We start from the raw sequence: 17,726 nt of genomic DNA on the forward strand, positions 1-17,726 counted from the left end.
TTATTGAGGTTACTGTTTTTATCAATTTAATTCCAAGTTTCATTATTGTTCATATATATGTGAATAAGTTTCAGCTGCACTTTATCTTTATTTGGGAGGATTTTATAATGAATTTAAACAACCTTTGGGAAAACGCCCTAAAAATAATAAAAACAGAACTCACTCCCGCAAGCTACAACGCATTTTTTTCCACTATAGAACCCGTTAAAATAAGCAAGGGCTCTGTTATTTTGAATGTTCCAAATGATTTCATGAAGGGTATTTTGGAAGCAAGGTATATGAATATCATTGAAAAATCAATAAACCAGCTATCGTCAGAAAAATATACTGTTAAATTCACAATTGAAAAGGAAGAAGATGACGATGATGATGTATGCCCGGATGAAACCTCTGATTCTACAAAATCTGAAGCCTTGGTATATTCCAATCTTAATCCCAAATATACGTTTGATACATTTGTAATAGGCAATAACAACAGATTTGCCCATGCCGCCTGCGTTGCAGTTTCAGAAGCTCCTTCAAAAGCATACAACCCTCTTTTCATATACGGAGGCGTCGGACTTGGCAAAACCCACCTCATGCATGCCATAGGACATCACGTGGTTTCTCAAAATCCACTTGCAAAAGTTATGTACGTTTCATCGGAAAAGTTTACAAACGAGCTTATCAACTCCATAAAGGACGACCGCAACGAACAGTTCAGAAACAGATACCGGAACGTAGACGTGCTTCTAGTTGACGATATACAGTTCATAGCCGGCAAGGAAAGGACTCAGGAGGAGTTTTTCCATACGTTCAACGACCTTCACGGTGCAAACAAACAAATTATAATCTCAAGTGACCGCACCCCAAAGGAAATACCAACACTCGAGGACCGCTTGAGATCCAGATTTGAAATGGGACTTATAGCAGATATACAGCCTCCAGATTTTGAAACGAGAGTAGCTATACTTCGGAAAAAAGCCCAGACAGAAAATATCGAGATTCACAATGAAGTCATGTCATATATAGCCAAGAATATTAAATCTAACATAAGAGAGCTTGAAGGCGCACTTATAAGAGTTGTTGCGTATTCATCACTCGCAAATAGGGAGGTAACCCTTGAGCTGGCTGGCGAAGCCTTAAAGGATATAATAACACCATCCAGACCTAAGGAAATAACCGTCGAAATCATAAAACAAAAGGTTGCTGAAAATTTCAATATAAAAATGGATGATTTCAGCTCTAAAAAAAGAACACGCTCTATTGCATATCCAAGACAAGTTGCTATGTATCTATGCCGCGAGCTGACAGAGATGTCTCTTCCAAAGATAGGAGAAGAATTTGGAGGCCGCGACCATACCACAGTGATACACGCATACGACAAGATCTCGGATGATGTCAAGCAGGACAACAGCGCTGGCGAAAAAATAAAAAAAATAATAGCTGACCTCAAAGAGTAGTATTAAAATAAGGCTTGTTGAATAGAACAAGCCTTTACTCACTTTTTTTTGCTTTTTATATTTACTAACATATGCAGTTGATATCTACAGCGATTTGTTGATAACATATTCTAATCAGAATTCAATCAAAAAAACTGCTCGTTTTTGATTTTTTTTATCCACACACTTTCAATTCCAGCAATCATTTCATTTTTCAATGTATACAGGAGTTTTCCACATATCAACAGCGCCTACTGTTACTACTAGCATATTTATATTACTTTTTTTATATTAAGGAGGTTGTCCACAATGAAATTGTTGTGCAGTCAAAAAGATTTGTCTCAAGCCATTAACACAGTACAAAGAGCAGTATCTCAAAGAACAACTATGCCTATACTAAAAGGCATACTCCTTGAAACAAGCGGTGACAAACTCAAGCTTATAGGAAATGACCTTGAACTGGGGATAGAAACATATGTTGATGCCCAGACTATTGAAGAGGGATCCGTTATAATTGACTCGAAGCTTTTTGGTGAAATAGTAAGGAAATTGCCAGAATCATATATACATATAGAAAGTGATGAGCAAAATAACATAACAATAAAATGTGAGCATTCTGAATTTACGCTCAAGGGACATTCTCCTGTTGAATATCCACAGCTTCCGGAATTGGATGAAGGTTTACTCTATGATATAGAGCCTCAAAAATTAAAGGATATGATAAGACAGACTGTTTTTGCAATATCACAGGATGAGACTAAACCTTTGCTCATGGGAGAGCTATTTGAAATACAAGGTAACAGCATGAGCTTGGTTGCACTTGATGGCTACAGACTTGCAATAAGCACTTCTACCATAGAAAACACCATAGGAGATATAAGCGTAATAATACCGGGCAAAGCTCTGATGGAAATAAATAGAACAATAAGCGGCGAAGAAGAAAGCATGAGTATGTCATTCACTCAAAAGCACGCACTGTTTAAGCTCGGAAGCACAAGGATAATAACGAGACTTCTTGAGGGGGAGTTTATCAACTACAAGCAAATAATTCCAAAGGATAACTCTCTCGTTGTAACCTCAAGCAGAAGAGAGCTTCAGGACAGCATAGAAAGGGCATCGCTGCTTGCAAGGGAAGGCAGAAACAATCTCATAAAATTTTCAATAACAGACGGGCTAATGATTATAACCTCTAATTCGGAGGTTGGAAATGTGTACGAAGAGGTAAATGTAACACTAGAGGGTGGAAACCTTGAAATAGCATTTAATTCAAGATATCTGCTCGATTCTCTTAAGGTTCTTGAAAGTGAAGAGATGAACATGTATTTTTCAAGCAGTGTAAGTCCGTGCGTGATAAAGCCTGCAGACAATCCAGGATACACATACATGCTTTTGCCGGTTAGAATATCTTCAGGCAGCTAAGGCAATATTAAGACGGCGATTTTATAATTCAAACAGGGCTTATGGATATTTTCCGGCATCCATTAGGATATTGGAGCATTCACAGGCTCTGTTTTTATATTTTATAAAAACAGACACAAATATTTTTGTGCTATAATATAATGATTAGCTTTTTGGTAATAGGATACTAAGGGGGGATAATATTGAAAATAGACATAACCTCTGAATATATAAAGCTGGACCAGCTTTTAAAATATGCAGAAGTGACATCTTCGGGCGGCGAATCCAAGATTATGATTCAAAACGGAGAGGTTAAGGTAAATGGTGAGGTTGAAACCAGGAGAGGAAAGAAGATCTTCCCTGGAGATATAGTGGAAGTCGGCGGTGAAAAAATCGAGATACAGGGATAAGAAGGAGCTTTTGTTAGATGCATCTTGACAGTCTTAGGCTTGTAAATTACAGGAATTATTCGGACGTTGAGATTTCATTTAATCCCAACATAAACATAATAGTCGGAAAAAACGGACAGGGAAAGACGAACATACTCGAGTCGATATATTTTCTGGCTGTAGGCAAGTCTTTTCGAACAAGCAAAGACAGGGAAGCAGTTAAATTCGGCTGCAAAAACGCGTATATAGCATCAAATTTTATAAAAAACGGCCGCAAAAATACGCTGGAGTTTTTAATAGGCAGCAGTTCGAAGGCTGTAAAGAAAAATGGATTAGCACTCCTTAGAATGTCCGAGCTTCTGGGCAACCTCAATGTTGTTGTATTTTCACCTGAGGACATAAGGATACTAAAGGATTCTCCTTCAGAAAGGCGAAGATTTATTGACAGGGAGATATCGCAGATATCACCCAGGTATTATGCCAATTTATCTGATTACAACAAGATACTTAGCCAAAGGAACAACTATCTAAAAAATGACAAGCTGGACATGCCGCTTGTGGAAATATTTGACAGGCAGCTTTGCCATTGCGCCGGAGCAATATATATGGCAAGAAGAGATTTCATAAGCAAGCTGTCTGAATACGCACTCGAATTTCACTCAAGCATAGTGGGCAGGAGAGAGGAATTCAGGATAAACTATATAAACCAGCTGAATATAGGCATGGATGACACGCCCCAGAGTGCGGAGTCTGCTCTTTTTGAACTTCTCTCCAGAAAAAGGGAAGATGACATAAGAAAAAGGAACACGGGGTATGGCCCTCACAGGGATGATATTCAAGTTATAGTGGATTCTTTGGATGTAAAGATATACGGCTCGCAAGGCCAGCAAAGGACTGCCTCGATAGCTATTAAACTTTCCGAGCTTGAGCTTATGAAGGCGGAAACAGGAGAATATCCGGTGCTGCTTCTTGATGATGTCTTCAGCGAGCTTGATGAAAAAAGACAAAAACTGCTCATAGATAGTATCAGCGGCATTCAAACATTCGTCACTACCGCAGAAAATGCACATATAGATATTTTCGAGGGCAAGGAGTATGCAGTATTCAACATAGATGGGGGAAAAGTATTATAGGCGGAGGTAGTTTATGTTTTTTCACCTGGGAGAGAATCATTACATTGATGCTAAGGAAATACTTATGATTATAGATATCAAGTCGGCTCTTAGCTCTAAAATAACTAGAGATTTTATTGAAAAGGCAAAAAACTCTGGAAACAGCGTAATGCTAAGCAGCGGCAAGCCAAAGTCAATAATTGTTGCAAGAAAGAAGATTTCAAAGGGATATGTTATAAAAGCATATTATTCTTCAATATCTTCAACCACTCTGCTTAAAAGGTCTTACCAATATGATTTTTCTTCTTTTGAAATGGAGGTTATATAATGCAAGAATACGGAGCACAACAGATTCAGGTTCTAGAAGGGCTTGAGCCGGTCAGAAAAAGGCCGGGAATGTATATAGGTTCAACAGGGCCAAGGGGGCTTCACCATCTTGTGTATGAGGTGGTTGACAACAGTATAGACGAGGCGCTTGCAGGATACTGCAGTGACATATACGTTTCAATAGAGCCTGACAACTCGATAGTAGTAATCGACAATGGAAGGGGAATACCTACGGGTAAACACCCAAAAACAGGCAAGTCTGCAGTGGAGACAGTGCTTACTGTGCTGCACGCAGGAGGCAAGTTTGGGGAAGGCGGATATAAGGTTTCAGGAGGACTTCACGGCGTAGGTGTGTCTGTTGTAAACGCCCTTTCAGAAAAGCTTGAAGTCATAGTGAAAAGGGAAGGCAAGATATATTCCCAGACTTTTATGAGGGGAGCATCACAAGGGGATCTTGCGGTTGTAGGCGAAACAAGCGAAACCGGAACAACAATCAAATTCAAGCCTGACAAGGAAATATTCGAAGATATAGAATATAAATTTGACACACTCGAGCACAGGCTGAGGGAGCTGGCTTTCCTTAACAAGGGGATCAAGATAATACTTGAGGACAAAAGGTTTGAGAGGGAACAAAAGAAAGAATTCATGTACAGGGGCGGAATTGTTGAGTTTGTAAAACACCTGAACAAGAACAGAACGTCAATACAAGAGGACGTTATATATTTTGAAAAGCAAGTCGAGGATTGCACTGTCGAAGTGGCTATGCAGTATACGGATGGTTTCACGGAAAACATATATTCATTTGCAAACAACATAAACACCCATGAAGGCGGAAGCCATCTTACTGGTTTCAAGGCTTCGCTTACTAAGGTGCTGAATGACTATGCAAGAAAGTACGGCTCGCTAAAGGAAAAGGAAGAAAACTTCACGGGTGAAGACATAAGGGAAGGTCTTACAGCCATTATCTCCGTAAAGCTCACAAATCCTCAGTATGAGGGACAGACAAAGACTAAGCTCGGGAACACTGAGGTAAGGGGAATAGTCGAGGGAGTTACATCTGAGAATCTCGAGGCGTTCCTTGAGGAAACACCGAATTCGGCCAAGATAATAGTCGAAAAATGTCTCAGGGCTCAAAGAGCCAGAAATGCAGCAAAAAAGGCAAGAGAGCTTGCAAGGAGAAAAAGCGCTCTTGAGAGCACATCACTTCCTGGAAAGCTGGCCGACTGTTCGGAAAAGGACCCTGCAAAATCAGAGGTATATATAGTCGAGGGAGACTCTGCGGGAGGCTCTGCAAAGCAGGGCAGGGACAGAAACACACAGGCGATACTGCCTATAAGGGGTAAAATACTTAATGTTGAAAAGTCAAGGCTAGACAAGATACTCTCGTCTGACGAGATAAAAAATATGATAACTGCATTCGGCTGCGGCATAGGCAATGAGCTTGACCTTGCAAGGCTCAGATACCACAAGATAGTAATAATGACGGATGCCGACGTTGACGGAGCTCACATCAGGACGCTTCTGCTTACCTTCTTCTTCAGATATATGAGGGACCTTATTGAAAACGGATATATATATATAGCCCAGCCGCCCCTTTACCAGGTTAAAAAGGGCAGAAAAGAGCATTATGTATACAATGACAAGGAGCTCGAGAAATTGCTTGAAGAGATAGGTAGAAAAGGTATAGGAATACAGAGATACAAAGGTCTTGGAGAGATGAATCCAGAGCAGCTTTGGGAGACTACTATGAATCCTGATCACAGGACGCTTCTCCAGGTTAGTATAGATGATGCAGCTCATTCAGATGAAATATTCTCGATGCTCATGGGAGACAAGGTTGAGCCAAGGAGAGAATTCATAGAGCAAAATGCAAGATATGTAAGCAATCTGGATTTCTAGTAGATAAGATGGGATATCTTGCAGGAAAAATTTTGTCCGGAGAGGAGAAAAGATTTGATGAATTCAGGAGAAAAAGATAAAGTTATTGAAATACAGATAGAAGAAGAGATGAAAAAATCGTATATTGACTACGCAATGTCTGTAATAGTAGGACGTGCGCTTCCTGATGTAAGGGACGGACTAAAGCCGGTACACAGGAGGATACTTTATGCGATGAATGACCTGGGGCTATATCCAGAAAAGGCCTACAGGAAATCGGCAACAGTTGTCGGTGAAGTTCTGGGTAAATACCATCCGCACGGTGACGCATCTGTATATGACGCCATGGTTAAAATGGCGCAGGACTTTTCAATGAGAAAGCAACTTGTTGACGGCCACGGAAACTTCGGTTCTGTGGATGGCGACAGCGCCGCTGCTATGCGTTATACGGAGGCAAAGCTCTCGAAGCTTGCAATGGAGCTTCTAAGGGACATAGACAAGGAGACTGTGGCTTTTGCCCCAAACTACGATGAAAGCAGGGAGGAGCCTACAGTGCTCCCTGCAAAGTACCCGAATCTGCTTGTAAACGGCTCCAATGGAATAGCTGTCGGCATGGCCACATCTATTCCGCCGCATAATCTTGGGGAGGTCATAGATGGAGTAGTGTCATATATTGACAATCCTGAAATAAGCGTACCTGAACTGGTACAGCATATAAAAGGACCTGATTTTCCAACAGGGGGCATAATACTAGGCAAAAATGACATGGAGGCTGCTTACCAAAAAGGCAGAGGCAGAGTAAGGGTTAGGGCCAAGGCTGAAATAGAGGAGACAAACAAGGGCAGAGAGAGGATAGTAATAACAGAGATACCTTACCAGGTAAACAAGGCCAGGCTTATAGAAAAGATAGCAGACCTTGTAAAGGACAAGAGAATAGAAGGAATATCAGACCTTAGGGACGAGAGCAACAGGCAGGGAATGAGGATAGTTGTAGACCTCAAAAGGGATGTAAACTCAAGTGTGGTGCTTAACCAGCTCTACAAGCACACCCAACTGGAAGATACCTACAGCATAATAATGCTCTCGCTTGTAAACGGCGAACCAAAGGTACTCAACCTCAAGCAGATGATATACCACTATGTGGAGCACCAGAAGGAAATAATAACAAGAAGGACCAAATTCGACCTTAAAAAGGCGCAGGACAGGGCCCACATACTTGAAGGCCTTAAGATAGCCCTAGACAATCTTGATGAAGTTATAAAGATAATAAGAGGCAGTTCGGACGGTCAGGTAGCAAAGGAAGAGCTGATAGGCAGGTTTGCACTTTCAGAGCCTCAGGCCCAGGCGATACTCGATATGAGGCTGCAAAGGCTTACAGGGCTTGAGAGAGGAAAGATCGAAACAGAATACAATGAATTAATGGACCTCATAAAATCTCTCCAAGAGATACTAGCAAGCGAGCAAACGCTCATGGGTATAATAAAGGGCGAGCTTAATGCAGTAAAAGAAAAATTTGCAGACAAGAGAAGGACAAAAATCAGGGCTGTCGAAGAGGAAATAAACATAGAAGACCTTATTGAAGATGAGGAGATTGCAATAACTCTAACTCACCTTGGATATATAAAAAGAGTCACATCAGATACCTACAAGAGCCAAAGAAGAGGAGGAAAAGGCATAAGTGCCCTGAGTACAAGGGAAGCTGATTTTGTCGAGCATCTCGTGACAACAACTACTCACAGCAGAGTACTCTTCTTCACAAACAAGGGCAGGGTATACAGGATAAAGGCTTATGAAATTCCTGAAGGCAAGAGACAGGCAAAGGGCATGGCATTAGTGAACATAATACCTCTTGAAAAAGATGAAAAAGTCACAGCTATAATTCCATATATTGAGGCAGAGGCTGAAAAATATCTCCTGCTTTGCACAAAGAAAGGGATAATGAAAAAAACTCTGCTTTCAGAGTTCAGAAAGAGCAAGAGAAATGGACTTATCGCAATAAACCTTCGCGATGACGATGAGCTTATAGGCGTGAAGCTTACAGACGGGTATCAGGAGATAATGCTCGTTACAAGAAAGGGAATGTCTATAAGATTTAGCGAGCAGGATATAAGGCCTATGGGAAGAAGCGCCATGGGTGTAAAAGCCATGACGATTCCAAAGGATGACGAGCTTGTGTCAATAAGTCTTGTGGGTGAAGGTGATGAGCTGCTTGTAGTAAGTGAAAAGGGCTTTGGGAAGAGAACCCTTCTTGACGAGTACAGGCTTCAGTCCAGGGGTGGAAAAGGAATAAAAACCTATAATGTAAACGAAAAGACGGGATTCATAGCGGGTTCCAAGACGGTTAACACAGATGATGAACTTATGATTATAAGCTCCGATGGAGTACTTATAAGACTGAAGGTTGAGGGTATATCTCAGTTTGGAAGGGCGACAAGCGGAGTCAAGCTTATGAAAACTGAAGAGGATGCACATATAGTTTCAATAGCCAAGATACTCGCGGACGAGGATGAAGAATAAGAATTATATTTTAAAATTCAGCTTGTTCTTGTCATGTTAGTTTTCAAATAGAATCTTAGAGCTATACATGGATATTTGTCCTTAGTATGGTTCTAAGATTTTTTTATATAAAATAGAATTTTGATTGAACGCTTTTTGCAAAATGGAGCCTTTTTTATTGTATAATGACAACAAGGGAATTTCATATTTTGGATTTAAACAAAACAAATAAAACTGTCAATAAAAAAATGTTTAATGACTGATTGAAATGTGTATAAATATATTTGTCTGCATATTTTGTGAATGCAAAAATAAAATTTAAAAATGGAATTCCATTCAATTTTATAAATTGGTTGGGGGGAGGTAAATTTGAAAAAGGCTAAATACGTTGCAATTGGAGCTGTGCTTGGAGCTGTTGCCGCGGCATTGCTGACTCCTAAGACAGGCAAACAGCTTAGAGTTCAAACTGTTGCTGCAGCAAAAAAAATAGCAGGCGGGTCAGATAACATCATTGAAGTTATAAAGGAGTTTGTTTTAAATAAAAATATGTCAGCAGATATAGTTCAGCCGGAAGAAGAGATTATAATAAGCAAGGACTACACCATAAAGGAGAACATTGAAAATGAAGGTTAGTTTGTGGGAAGTAAGCCTTTTCATATCTGCACTTGGTTTTTTTGTTTTATGTATAAACCTGTCGTATGCTGTAAGAAGCACTGACAAGATTGTAAGAAAAACTACAGAGATGCTTGAAAAAAATGAACCCAAAATAGATAAAATAGTTGAAAGTACTAGTGGAATAGTTGAAAATGTCAAATTAGTAACCAATGTTTCATCAATTATTACAGGTTTCATGTCAAAGTCAAAAAACAAATAGCAGCCAGGGAGGGAGATACTTTATGTCACTTGTAATCAATAAGAATTTCGACGAGGAAAAAAATGTTTGGGATGTAGCACTAAAGGGAGAAGTAGATATATATACTGCAAACAAGCTTAAGGAAACTCTTATAGACATGGTTTCAGAAAAGCCACAGGATATACTAATAGATGCGTCAAGTCTTGAGTATATAGATTCAACAGGTCTGGGCGTTCTAATAGGAGCGTTAAAGAGATTAAAGCAGCACGACAAGGATATATATATTAGGGAAACAAAGGTAAACGTAAGAAAGATATTCAACATAACAGGACTTGATAAAATATTTAAGTTGGAGGGATAGATTTTGGATGTTATAAAGAATCAGACACTAGATAAGGAGTTGGCTTCTGAAGTTGATGTCATATCAATGACGATCCCAAGCAGACCAGAATATGTAGGCGTAATAAGACTGACTGTTTCAGCTATTGCAAATAGAATAGGATTTAACATTGAAGATATAGAGGATATTAAAGTTGCGGTTGCCGAAGCGTGCACAAACGCTATTCAGCACAGTTATAAAAATGCAAAGAATTTTTATGTTGGATTTGAGGTCGGCATAGACAGCTTGGGCATAATAGTAAAGGATGAAGGAACAGGCATAAAAGTTGAGGATGTAAAAGAGCCTCAGCTAGGAGAACTTAAAGAAGGCGGCTTAGGAATATTCATAATAAAAAGTCTTATGGATGAAGTTAGCTTCAGCTGTGAAATTGAAAAAGGGACAGAAATAAAGATGGTCAAGTTTTTGCATGAGAATTATTAGGAGTGATATTTGATGGCAAAAAAATCTAATAAAAAAACTGGCCCAAGGGATTCTTTTTATGCTGACAAGAGTGACAAAGAGCTTTTTTTACTATACCGCGAAAACAAGGATGTCGATATAAGAAATGAGCTTATAAACAGAAATTTGTATATAGTCGAAATACTTTCAAAGAAATTCATAAACAAGGGCATCGAATATGAAGATATATACCAGGTGGCTTCACTTGGGCTAATATATGCAATAGAAAGGTTCGATACAGACAAGGGTTTTGAATTTTCCAGCTTTGCAACTCCAACCATAATAGGGGAAATCAAAAAATATTTCAGGGATAAGGGCTGGTCTATAAGAGTCCCACGAAGGATACAGGAGCTCTCGAAAAAGGTCAATACTGCAAGTGTATTTCTTCAGCAGCAGCTCCACAGAGTGCCCAAGGTTGAGGATATAGCCAACTATCTTGGCTGCAGCCAGGAAGATGTGCTTGAAGCAATAGATGCCTCATATGTATATAAGCCAAAATCGCTTGATCTTTCATATGATAACGACGGAGACGACAAAGACATACAGCTTATGGATCTTGTGGGAAGCGAGGACAAAAGCTTCACGAATATAGAAAATAAGGATTTTCTTGAAAGGGCCATGTCAAAGCTCAATGAGATAGAGCTAAAGATAATAAATGACAGGTTCTTCAGCAACAAGACCCAAATGGCCATAGCAAACGAGCTTGGTGTTTCGCAGATGACAGTTTCGAGGATAGAAAAAAAAGTGCTGTCAAAACTAAAGAAAGAATATGAGAAGATGTCATTGTAATTGCATAGGGCTATGTTTCAGCTGTTTCATAACATAGCCTTGAATGGCAGGGGATGGTAATTAAAGTTTTCAGGTAAAAAGTATTGACTGAAGGCTTGAAAGCTGTTATATTAGTCTATGTCGCCGAGAGCGGCAGAGAATTGGAACAGAGAATAAATTAAAAACAAACAAAAAGATGTTGACTTTGGAGTCTTGGAGTGATAAGATATATTAGTCACATCGCAAATTGAACCTTGAAAACTAAACAGCAGGCTTATTTTTTAAAGATGGCAAAGCCATCGAAATTATTTAAAGTCAGTGAGACATCGTAAGATGTCAAAGTGAGCTAAAGGGACATAGTCCCAAGGATTTCTTTTTAAGAGTTTGATCCTGGCTCAGGATGAACGCTGGCGGCGTGCTTAACACATGCAAGTCGAGCGAACAAAGCGGGAGGGAGTCTTCGGACAAAGCCCCGCTGCGTGAGCGGCGGACGGGTGAGTAACACGTGGGCAACCTGCCCTATGCACAGGGATAACGCACCGAAAGGTGTGCTAATACCGGATAAAGCGAGATGTCCGCATGGACGACTCGCCAAAGCTTTTGCGGCATAGGATGGACCCGCGTCCCATTAGCTAGTTGGTGAGGTAACGGCTCACCAAGGCTGCGATGGGTAGCCGACCTGAGAGGGTGATCGGCCACACTGGAACTGAGACACGGTCCAGACTCCTACGGGAGGCAGCAGTGGGGAATATTGCACAATGGGCGAAAGCCTGATGCAGCAACGCCGCGTGAGCGATGAAGGCCTTCGGGTCGTAAAGCTCTGTCCCAAGGGAAGATAATGACGGTACCTTGGGAGGAAGCCCCGGCTAACTACGTGCCAGCAGCCGCGGTAATACGTAGGGGGCAAGCGTTATCCGGAATCACTGGGCGTAAAGGGTGCGTAGGCGGTCTTGCAAGCCAGAGGTGAAAGGCTATGGCTCAACCATAGTGAGCCTTTGGAACTGCCGGACTTGAGTACAGGAGAGGAAAGTGGAATTCCTAGTGTAGCGGTGAAATGCGTAGATATTAGGAGGAACACCAGTGGCGAAGGCGACTTTCTGGACTGTTACTGACGCTGAGGCACGAAAGCGTGGGGAGCGAACAGGATTAGATACCCTGGTAGTCCACGCCGTAAACGATGAGTGCTAGGTGTCGGGGGTCAAACCTCGGTGCCGCAGCTAACGCATTAAGCACTCCGCCTGGGGAGTACGCTCGCAAGAGTAAAACTCAAAGGAATTGACGGGGACCCGCACAAGCAGCGGAGCATGTGGTTTAATTCGAAGCAACGCGAAGAACCTTACCTGGACTTGACATCCCTTTGACCGCTTCGTAACGGAAGCTTTCTCTTCGGAGACAAAGGTGACAGGTGGTGCATGGTTGTCGTCAGCTCGTGTCGTGAGATGTTGGGTTAAGTCCCGCAACGAGCGCAACCCCTATCTTTAGTTGCCAGCACTTAGGGTGGGCACTCTAGAGAGACTGCCGAGGACAACTCGGAGGAAGGTGGGGATGACGTCAAATCATCATGCCCCTTATGTTCAGGGCTACACACGTGCTACAATGGGCGGTACAACGGGTTGCGAGCTCGCGAGAGCAAGCCAATCCCTTAAAGCCGTTCTCAGTTCGGATTGCAGGCTGAAACTCGCCTGCATGAAGTCGGAGTTGCTAGTAATCGCGGATCAGAATGCCGCGGTGAATGCGTTCCCGGGTCTTGTACACACCGCCCGTCACACCATGGGAGTCGGGGGCGCCCGAAGTCAGCTGTCCAACCGCAAGGGGGAGGCTGCCGAAGGTGAAACTGATGACTGGGGTGAAGTCGTAACAAGGTAGCCGTATCGGAAGGTGCGGCTGGATCACCTCCTTTCTAAGGAGAAATAGCCTGCTGTTTAGTCTTGAGGGCTCAAGCCTTCAAAATTGAACAGCTTTTTTTATGCGTGGGGGTATAGCTCAGTTGGGAGAGCACCTGCCTTGCAAGCAGGGGGTCATGAGTTCGAATCTCATTATCTCCACCATTTGTACCTTGAAAACTGCATAGCTTTAGATAAAATGGTCAAGTTATTAAGGGCATAAGGCGGATGCCTTGGCACTAGGAGCCGATGAAGGACGCGGTAAGCTGCGATAAGCTTCGGGGAGACGCAAGCAGTCATTGATCCGAAGATTTCCGAATGGGGAAACCCACATGGAGTAATGTCCATGTATCATTAGATGAATACATAGTCTAATGAGGGGAACCCGGGGAACTGAAACATCTAAGTACCCGGAGGAAGAGAAAGAAAAATCGATTCCCGGAGTAGCGGCGAGCGAAAAGGGAAGAGCCCAAACCGACGAGGTTTACCTTGTCGGGGTTGCGGATGCATTCACAATGAAGTAATCACTGTAGTTGAAGAGGTCTGGAAAGGCCCACCATAGAAGGTAACAGTCCTGTAAACGAAACGGCGATCTTTAGAGTGTATTCCAGAGTACCACGGGACACGTGAAACCCTGTGGGAAGCTGGGGGGACCACCCCCCAAGGCTAAATACTACCTAGTGACCGATAGCGCATAGTACCGTGAGGGAAAGGTGAAAAGAACCCCGGGAGGGGAGTGAAATAGAACCTGAAACCTTATGCCTACAAACTGTGGAAGCACATTATTAGTGTGACCGCGTACTTTTTGTAGAACGGGCCAACGAGTTACGGTATGTAGCAAGGTTAAGGGCTTTGAGGCCTGGAGCCGCAGCGAAAGCGAGTCTTAAATGGGCGTTTAGTTACATGCTGTAGACCCGAAACCGGGCGACCTATCCATGGACAGGATGAAACGAAAGTAAAATTTCGCGGAGGTCCGAACCCACGCACGTTGAAAAGTGCGGGGATGAGCTGTGGATAGCGGTGAAATTCCAATCGAGCCCGGAGATAGCTGGTTCTCCCCGAAATAGCTTTAGGGCTAGCCTCGGACGTAGAGACATGGAGGTAGAGCACTGAATGCCCTAGGGGCCCTATGGGTTACCGAAGGCTATCAAACTCCGAATGCCATGAACTTTTATCCGGGAGTCAGTCTGTGGGTGATAAGGTCCATAGACAAGAGGGCAACAGCCCAGACCATCAGCTAAGGTCCCAAAGTGTGGATTAAGTGGAAAAGGATGTGGGATTGCACAGACAACCAGGATGTTGGCTTAGAAGCAGCCACTCATTCAAAGAGTGCGTAATAGCTCACTGGTCGAGTGATCCTGCGCCGAAATATTCTCGGGGCTAAAATCCACCACCGAAGCTATGGATCCGAAAGGATGGTAGGGGAGCGTTGTATAAGGGGCGAAGCTGTACCGAAAGGAGCAGTGGACTTTATACAAGTGAGAATGTTGGCATGAGTAGCGAGAGGTGGGTGAGAATCCCACCGGCCGAAAACCCAAGGTTTCCAGAGGAAGGTTCGTCCTCTCTGGGTTAGTCGGGGCCTAAGCCGAGGCCGAAAGGCGTAGGCGATGGACAACGGGTTGATATTCCCGTACCACCAACCACCATTTGAGTGATGGGGTGACACAGTAGGATAGGCCATCCTTCAGCTGGTTTTGAAGGTCCAAGCGTCAAGGGAGTCATGGTAGGCAAATCCGCCGTGGCAATTCTGAGGCGTGATGGGGAGCGAAATTTAGTAGCGAAGTGGTTGATTTCACACTGTCAGGAAAAGCCTCTAGCGAGGTGGAAGGTGCCCGTACCGCAAACCGACACAGGTGGGTGAGGAGAGAATCCTAAGGCTAGCGAGAGAACTATTGTTAAGGAACTCGGCAAAATTACCCCGTAACTTAGGGAGAAGGGGTGCCCCGTTAGTGTGCAAGCATGAGGGGGCCGCAGAGAATAGGCCCAAGCGACTGTTTACCAAAAACACAGGTCTCTGCTAAGTCGCAAGACGAAGTATAGGGGCTGACGCCTGCCCGGTGCTGGAAGGTTAAGGGGATGTGTTAGAGCAATCGAAGCACTGAACTTAAGCCCCAGTAAACGGCGGCCGTAACTATAACGGTCCTAAGGTAGCGAAATTCCTTGTCGGGTAAGTTCCGACCCGCACGAAAGGCGTAACGATTTGGGCGCTGTCTCAACAATAGACTCGGTGAAATTGTAATGTGAGTGAAGATGCTCACTACCTGCGACAGGACGGAAAGACCCCGTGGAGCTTTACTGCAGTTTGGCATTGGATTTCGATGCTGCATGTACAGGATAGGTGGGAGGCTTGGAAGATGGAACGCAAGTTTCGTTGGAGCCGACGTTGGGATACCACCCTTGCAGTATTGAGGTTCTAACCATGTACCGTGAATCCGGTACTGGGACACTGTCAGACGGGCAGTTTGACTGGGGCGGTCGCCTCCCAAAGTGTAACGGAGGCGCCCAAAGGTTCCCTCAGCACGGTCGGAAATCGTGCGAAGAGTGTAAAGGCAGAAGGGAGCTTGATTGCGAGACATACAGGTCGAGCAAGGACGAAAGTCGGGCTTAGTGATCCGGTGGTTCCGAGTGGAAGGGCCATCGCTCAACGGATAAAAGCTACCCCGGGGATAACAGGCTTATCTCCCCCAAGAGTCCACATCGACGGGGAGGTTTGGCACCTCGATGTCGGCTCGTCTCATCCTGGGGCTGGAGTAGGTCCCAAGGGTTGGGCTGTTCGCCCATTAAAGAGGCACGCGAGCTGGGTTCAGAACGTCGTGAGACAGTTCGGTCCCTATCCGTCGCAGGCGCAGGAAATTTGAAGGGAGCTGTCCCTAGTACGAGAGGACCGGGATGGACGTACCGCTGGTGTACCAGTTGTCGTGCCAACGGCACAGCTGGGTAGCTATGTATGGAATGGATAAGCGCTGAAGGCATCTAAGCGCGAAGCCAACCTTAAGATAAGATTTCCCACTTTTATAGGTAAGATCCCAGGAAGACTACCTGGTTGATAGGCCCAGGGTGTAAGTGCAGCAATGCATTCAGCTGATGGGTACTAATAGATCGAGGACTTGACCAAGTCTAAAGCATGCAGTTTTGAGGGTGCAAACCTTCAAAGAAAAGACAATGCAGTCACAATAGCAAGGAGGATACACCTGTTCCCATTCCGAACACAGAAGTTAAGCTCCTTAGCGCCGATGGTACTTGGATCGAAGGGTCCCGGGAGAGTAGGACGTGGCTGCGTAGTCTTTTTTTTATTTTTTGAAGAATTTAGAGGCATCAAATAAAACAATGAAAAGCCGGTCTTATGTCTCGTTTTGGATCGAATCCAAAGGAATAATTGGCCTTTAAATTTCGTTTTGTGATTTCCAATTGGCTTATGCACTCTGAAATCTGGAATTTTGAGAACTCGCTGCGCTCAGACACTCAAAATTCCAACGATTTCATTCATGCATTTCTCCAGGAAATCAATCCAAACTCATTAAATCAGGCCTGCTTTATTCCGTTTGGATTCTTGCCACGGATCAATCTAAAGCAACATATATTCAGCCGACTAAGCGTAGTCTGGCTTTTTTTATATAAAAAAAATTTACGCAGCTGGGGTGGAGAGGGAAAACCATCGCATATTGCAGAGTCAAAAGCCAACCCCTGTTCATACAAAAAAACAAATGCAGCTTCAGTAATGTATGGTATACTTGTTTTAAAGTATTTGAATGTGAGAGGATCAGGCACAGAAAATGTATTCATTGAGTGAGCTTGAACAGCTGTGTAGGAAGTGTAAAAAATGCAGACTGTGGACAACCAGAAAGAATGTAGTTTTTGGAGAAGGCGCTAAGAACGCTGATATAATGTTCATAGGAGAAGGACCTGGCGAGCAGGAGGATATGCTTGGAAGGCCTTTTGTTGGCAAGGCAGGGAAGTTGCTTGACAAGGGAATTGAAGCGCTTGGGCTTTCGCGGGAGAGCATATATATAGCTAACATAGTAAAATGCAGGCCACCAGGGAATAGAGTTCCAGAGAAAGACGAGGCAGATAGCTGTATTGAGTATCTAAGATGGCAGGTCAAGCTAATAGATCCCAAGGTTATAGTACTGCTGGGTTCGACAGCCGGAAGAAATATTCTGGGACAAGACTTTAGGATAACAAGGCAAAGAGGAACTTTATTCGAGCTTGGCAAATTCAAGATAGTTCCGACATATCACCCGGCAGCGGTGCTCAGGGACGACATGAAGAAAGCTGATTTTTGGAGTGATTTGAAGCTTGCTATTAAAATATACGAGCAAATAAAAAACTGCTAAAAATATAGCAGTTTTATTTTATACATTGA

At 43.3% G+C, this 17,726-nt stretch carries 13 protein-coding genes, 1 tRNA gene and 3 rRNA genes; all 17 read left to right on the top strand.

Features of this window, described 5'->3' with window-relative positions; translation table 11 throughout:
• The first annotated feature begins 107 nt into the window (after positions 1–107).
• The 17 genes from dnaA to EAL2_RS00085 all read left to right on the top strand — a co-directional run bounded on the left by dnaA (position 108) and on the right by EAL2_RS00085 (position 17,697).
• A complete protein-coding gene (gene dnaA, locus EAL2_RS00005; protein ID WP_025434422.1) occupies positions 108–1,442 on the top strand; it encodes a chromosomal replication initiator protein DnaA in 1,335 nt (444 codons plus the stop codon).
• Positions 1,443–1,730: 288 nt separating this feature from the next.
• Positions 1,731–2,840: a DNA polymerase III subunit beta gene (dnaN, locus tag EAL2_RS00010; RefSeq protein ID WP_025434423.1), complete on the top strand. Its 1,110-nt coding sequence runs from the start codon at positions 1,731–1,733 to the stop codon at positions 2,838–2,840.
• 179 nt (positions 2,841–3,019) lie between these two features.
• A complete protein-coding gene (gene yaaA / locus EAL2_RS00015) occupies positions 3,020–3,229 on the top strand; it encodes a S4 domain-containing protein YaaA (RefSeq protein WP_025434424.1) in 210 nt (69 codons plus the stop codon).
• 17 nt (positions 3,230–3,246) lie between these two features.
• Complete coding sequence (gene recF, locus EAL2_RS00020) at positions 3,247–4,341, top strand: DNA replication/repair protein RecF (RefSeq protein WP_025434425.1); 1,095 nt, start codon at positions 3,247–3,249, stop codon at positions 4,339–4,341.
• 13 nt (positions 4,342–4,354) lie between these two features.
• Entirely contained in the window at positions 4,355–4,648 is a 294-nt protein-coding gene (gene remB / locus EAL2_RS00025) for an extracellular matrix regulator RemB (RefSeq protein ID WP_025434426.1), read from the top strand.
• A complete protein-coding gene (gene gyrB / locus EAL2_RS00030; RefSeq protein ID WP_038601549.1) occupies positions 4,648–6,546 on the top strand; it encodes a DNA topoisomerase (ATP-hydrolyzing) subunit B in 1,899 nt (632 codons plus the stop codon). Before remB ends, gyrB begins: the two co-directional genes overlap by 1 nt.
• Before the next feature lie 57 nt (positions 6,547–6,603).
• On the top strand, positions 6,604–9,042 hold the full coding sequence (gene gyrA, locus EAL2_RS00035; protein ID WP_025434428.1) for a DNA gyrase subunit A: 2,439 nt from the start codon (positions 6,604–6,606) through the stop codon (positions 9,040–9,042).
• Positions 9,043–9,390: 348 nt separating this feature from the next.
• Positions 9,391–9,654 (top strand): YtxH domain-containing protein, encoded by a 264-nt coding sequence (locus EAL2_RS00040; protein WP_025434429.1) that lies wholly within the window; start codon positions 9,391–9,393, stop codon positions 9,652–9,654.
• Positions 9,644–9,895 (top strand): hypothetical protein, encoded by a 252-nt coding sequence (locus EAL2_RS00045; RefSeq protein WP_025434430.1) that lies wholly within the window; start codon positions 9,644–9,646, stop codon positions 9,893–9,895. Before EAL2_RS00040 ends, EAL2_RS00045 begins: the two co-directional genes overlap by 11 nt.
• A gap of 22 nt (positions 9,896–9,917) precedes the next feature.
• A complete protein-coding gene (locus EAL2_RS00050) occupies positions 9,918–10,235 on the top strand; it encodes an STAS domain-containing protein (RefSeq protein WP_025434431.1) in 318 nt (105 codons plus the stop codon).
• Between the two features lie 66 nt (positions 10,236–10,301).
• On the top strand, positions 10,302–10,694 hold the full coding sequence (locus tag EAL2_RS00055) for an ATP-binding protein (protein WP_051489169.1): 393 nt from the start codon (positions 10,302–10,304) through the stop codon (positions 10,692–10,694).
• Between the two features lie 12 nt (positions 10,695–10,706).
• Entirely contained in the window at positions 10,707–11,501 is a 795-nt protein-coding gene (locus tag EAL2_RS00060; RefSeq protein ID WP_025434433.1) for a SigB/SigF/SigG family RNA polymerase sigma factor, read from the top strand.
• Between the two features lie 351 nt (positions 11,502–11,852).
• A 16S ribosomal RNA gene (locus tag EAL2_RS00065) occupies positions 11,853–13,380 on the top strand.
• Between the two features lie 72 nt (positions 13,381–13,452).
• Positions 13,453–13,528: transfer RNA gene (locus EAL2_RS00070), tRNA-Ala, on the top strand.
• A gap of 36 nt (positions 13,529–13,564) precedes the next feature.
• Positions 13,565–16,478 (top strand): 23S ribosomal RNA (locus EAL2_RS00075).
• A gap of 48 nt (positions 16,479–16,526) precedes the next feature.
• Positions 16,527–16,643, top strand: a 5S ribosomal RNA gene (rrf, locus tag EAL2_RS00080).
• Together the 16S, 23S and 5S rRNA genes with 1 tRNA gene alongside form the textbook arrangement of a ribosomal RNA operon.
• A gap of 493 nt (positions 16,644–17,136) precedes the next feature.
• Positions 17,137–17,697: a uracil-DNA glycosylase gene (locus tag EAL2_RS00085; RefSeq protein ID WP_025434434.1), complete on the top strand. Its 561-nt coding sequence runs from the start codon at positions 17,137–17,139 to the stop codon at positions 17,695–17,697.
• The last annotated feature ends 29 nt before the right edge of the window (positions 17,698–17,726 follow it).

Origin of the sequence: Peptoclostridium acidaminophilum DSM 3953, from assembly GCF_000597865.1 — a bacterium.
GTDB lineage: Bacteria > Bacillota > Clostridia > Peptostreptococcales > Peptostreptococcaceae > Peptoclostridium_A > Peptoclostridium_A acidaminophilum.

What these genes read in the sequence shown, in the direction of transcription:
- dnaA (WP_025434422.1), top strand. Translation starts at nt 108, where the DNA reads ATGAATTTAAACAACCTTTGGGAAAACGCCCTAAAAATAATAAAAACA.
- gyrB (WP_038601549.1), top strand. Translation starts at nt 4,648, where the DNA reads ATGCAAGAATACGGAGCACAACAGATTCAGGTTCTAGAAGGGCTTGAG.
- EAL2_RS00045 (WP_025434430.1), top strand. Translation starts at nt 9,644, where the DNA reads ATGAAGGTTAGTTTGTGGGAAGTAAGCCTTTTCATATCTGCACTTGGT.
- gyrA (WP_025434428.1), top strand. Translation starts at nt 6,604, where the DNA reads ATGAATTCAGGAGAAAAAGATAAAGTTATTGAAATACAGATAGAAGAA.
- dnaN (WP_025434423.1), top strand. Translation starts at nt 1,731, where the DNA reads ATGAAATTGTTGTGCAGTCAAAAAGATTTGTCTCAAGCCATTAACACA.
- EAL2_RS00085 (WP_025434434.1), top strand. Translation starts at nt 17,137, where the DNA reads ATGTATTCATTGAGTGAGCTTGAACAGCTGTGTAGGAAGTGTAAAAAA.
- recF (WP_025434425.1), top strand. Translation starts at nt 3,247, where the DNA reads ATGCATCTTGACAGTCTTAGGCTTGTAAATTACAGGAATTATTCGGAC.
- EAL2_RS00050 (WP_025434431.1), top strand. Translation starts at nt 9,918, where the DNA reads ATGTCACTTGTAATCAATAAGAATTTCGACGAGGAAAAAAATGTTTGG.
- EAL2_RS00055 (WP_051489169.1), top strand. Translation starts at nt 10,302, where the DNA reads ATGACGATCCCAAGCAGACCAGAATATGTAGGCGTAATAAGACTGACT.
- EAL2_RS00060 (WP_025434433.1), top strand. Translation starts at nt 10,707, where the DNA reads ATGGCAAAAAAATCTAATAAAAAAACTGGCCCAAGGGATTCTTTTTAT.
- remB (WP_025434426.1), top strand. Translation starts at nt 4,355, where the DNA reads ATGTTTTTTCACCTGGGAGAGAATCATTACATTGATGCTAAGGAAATA.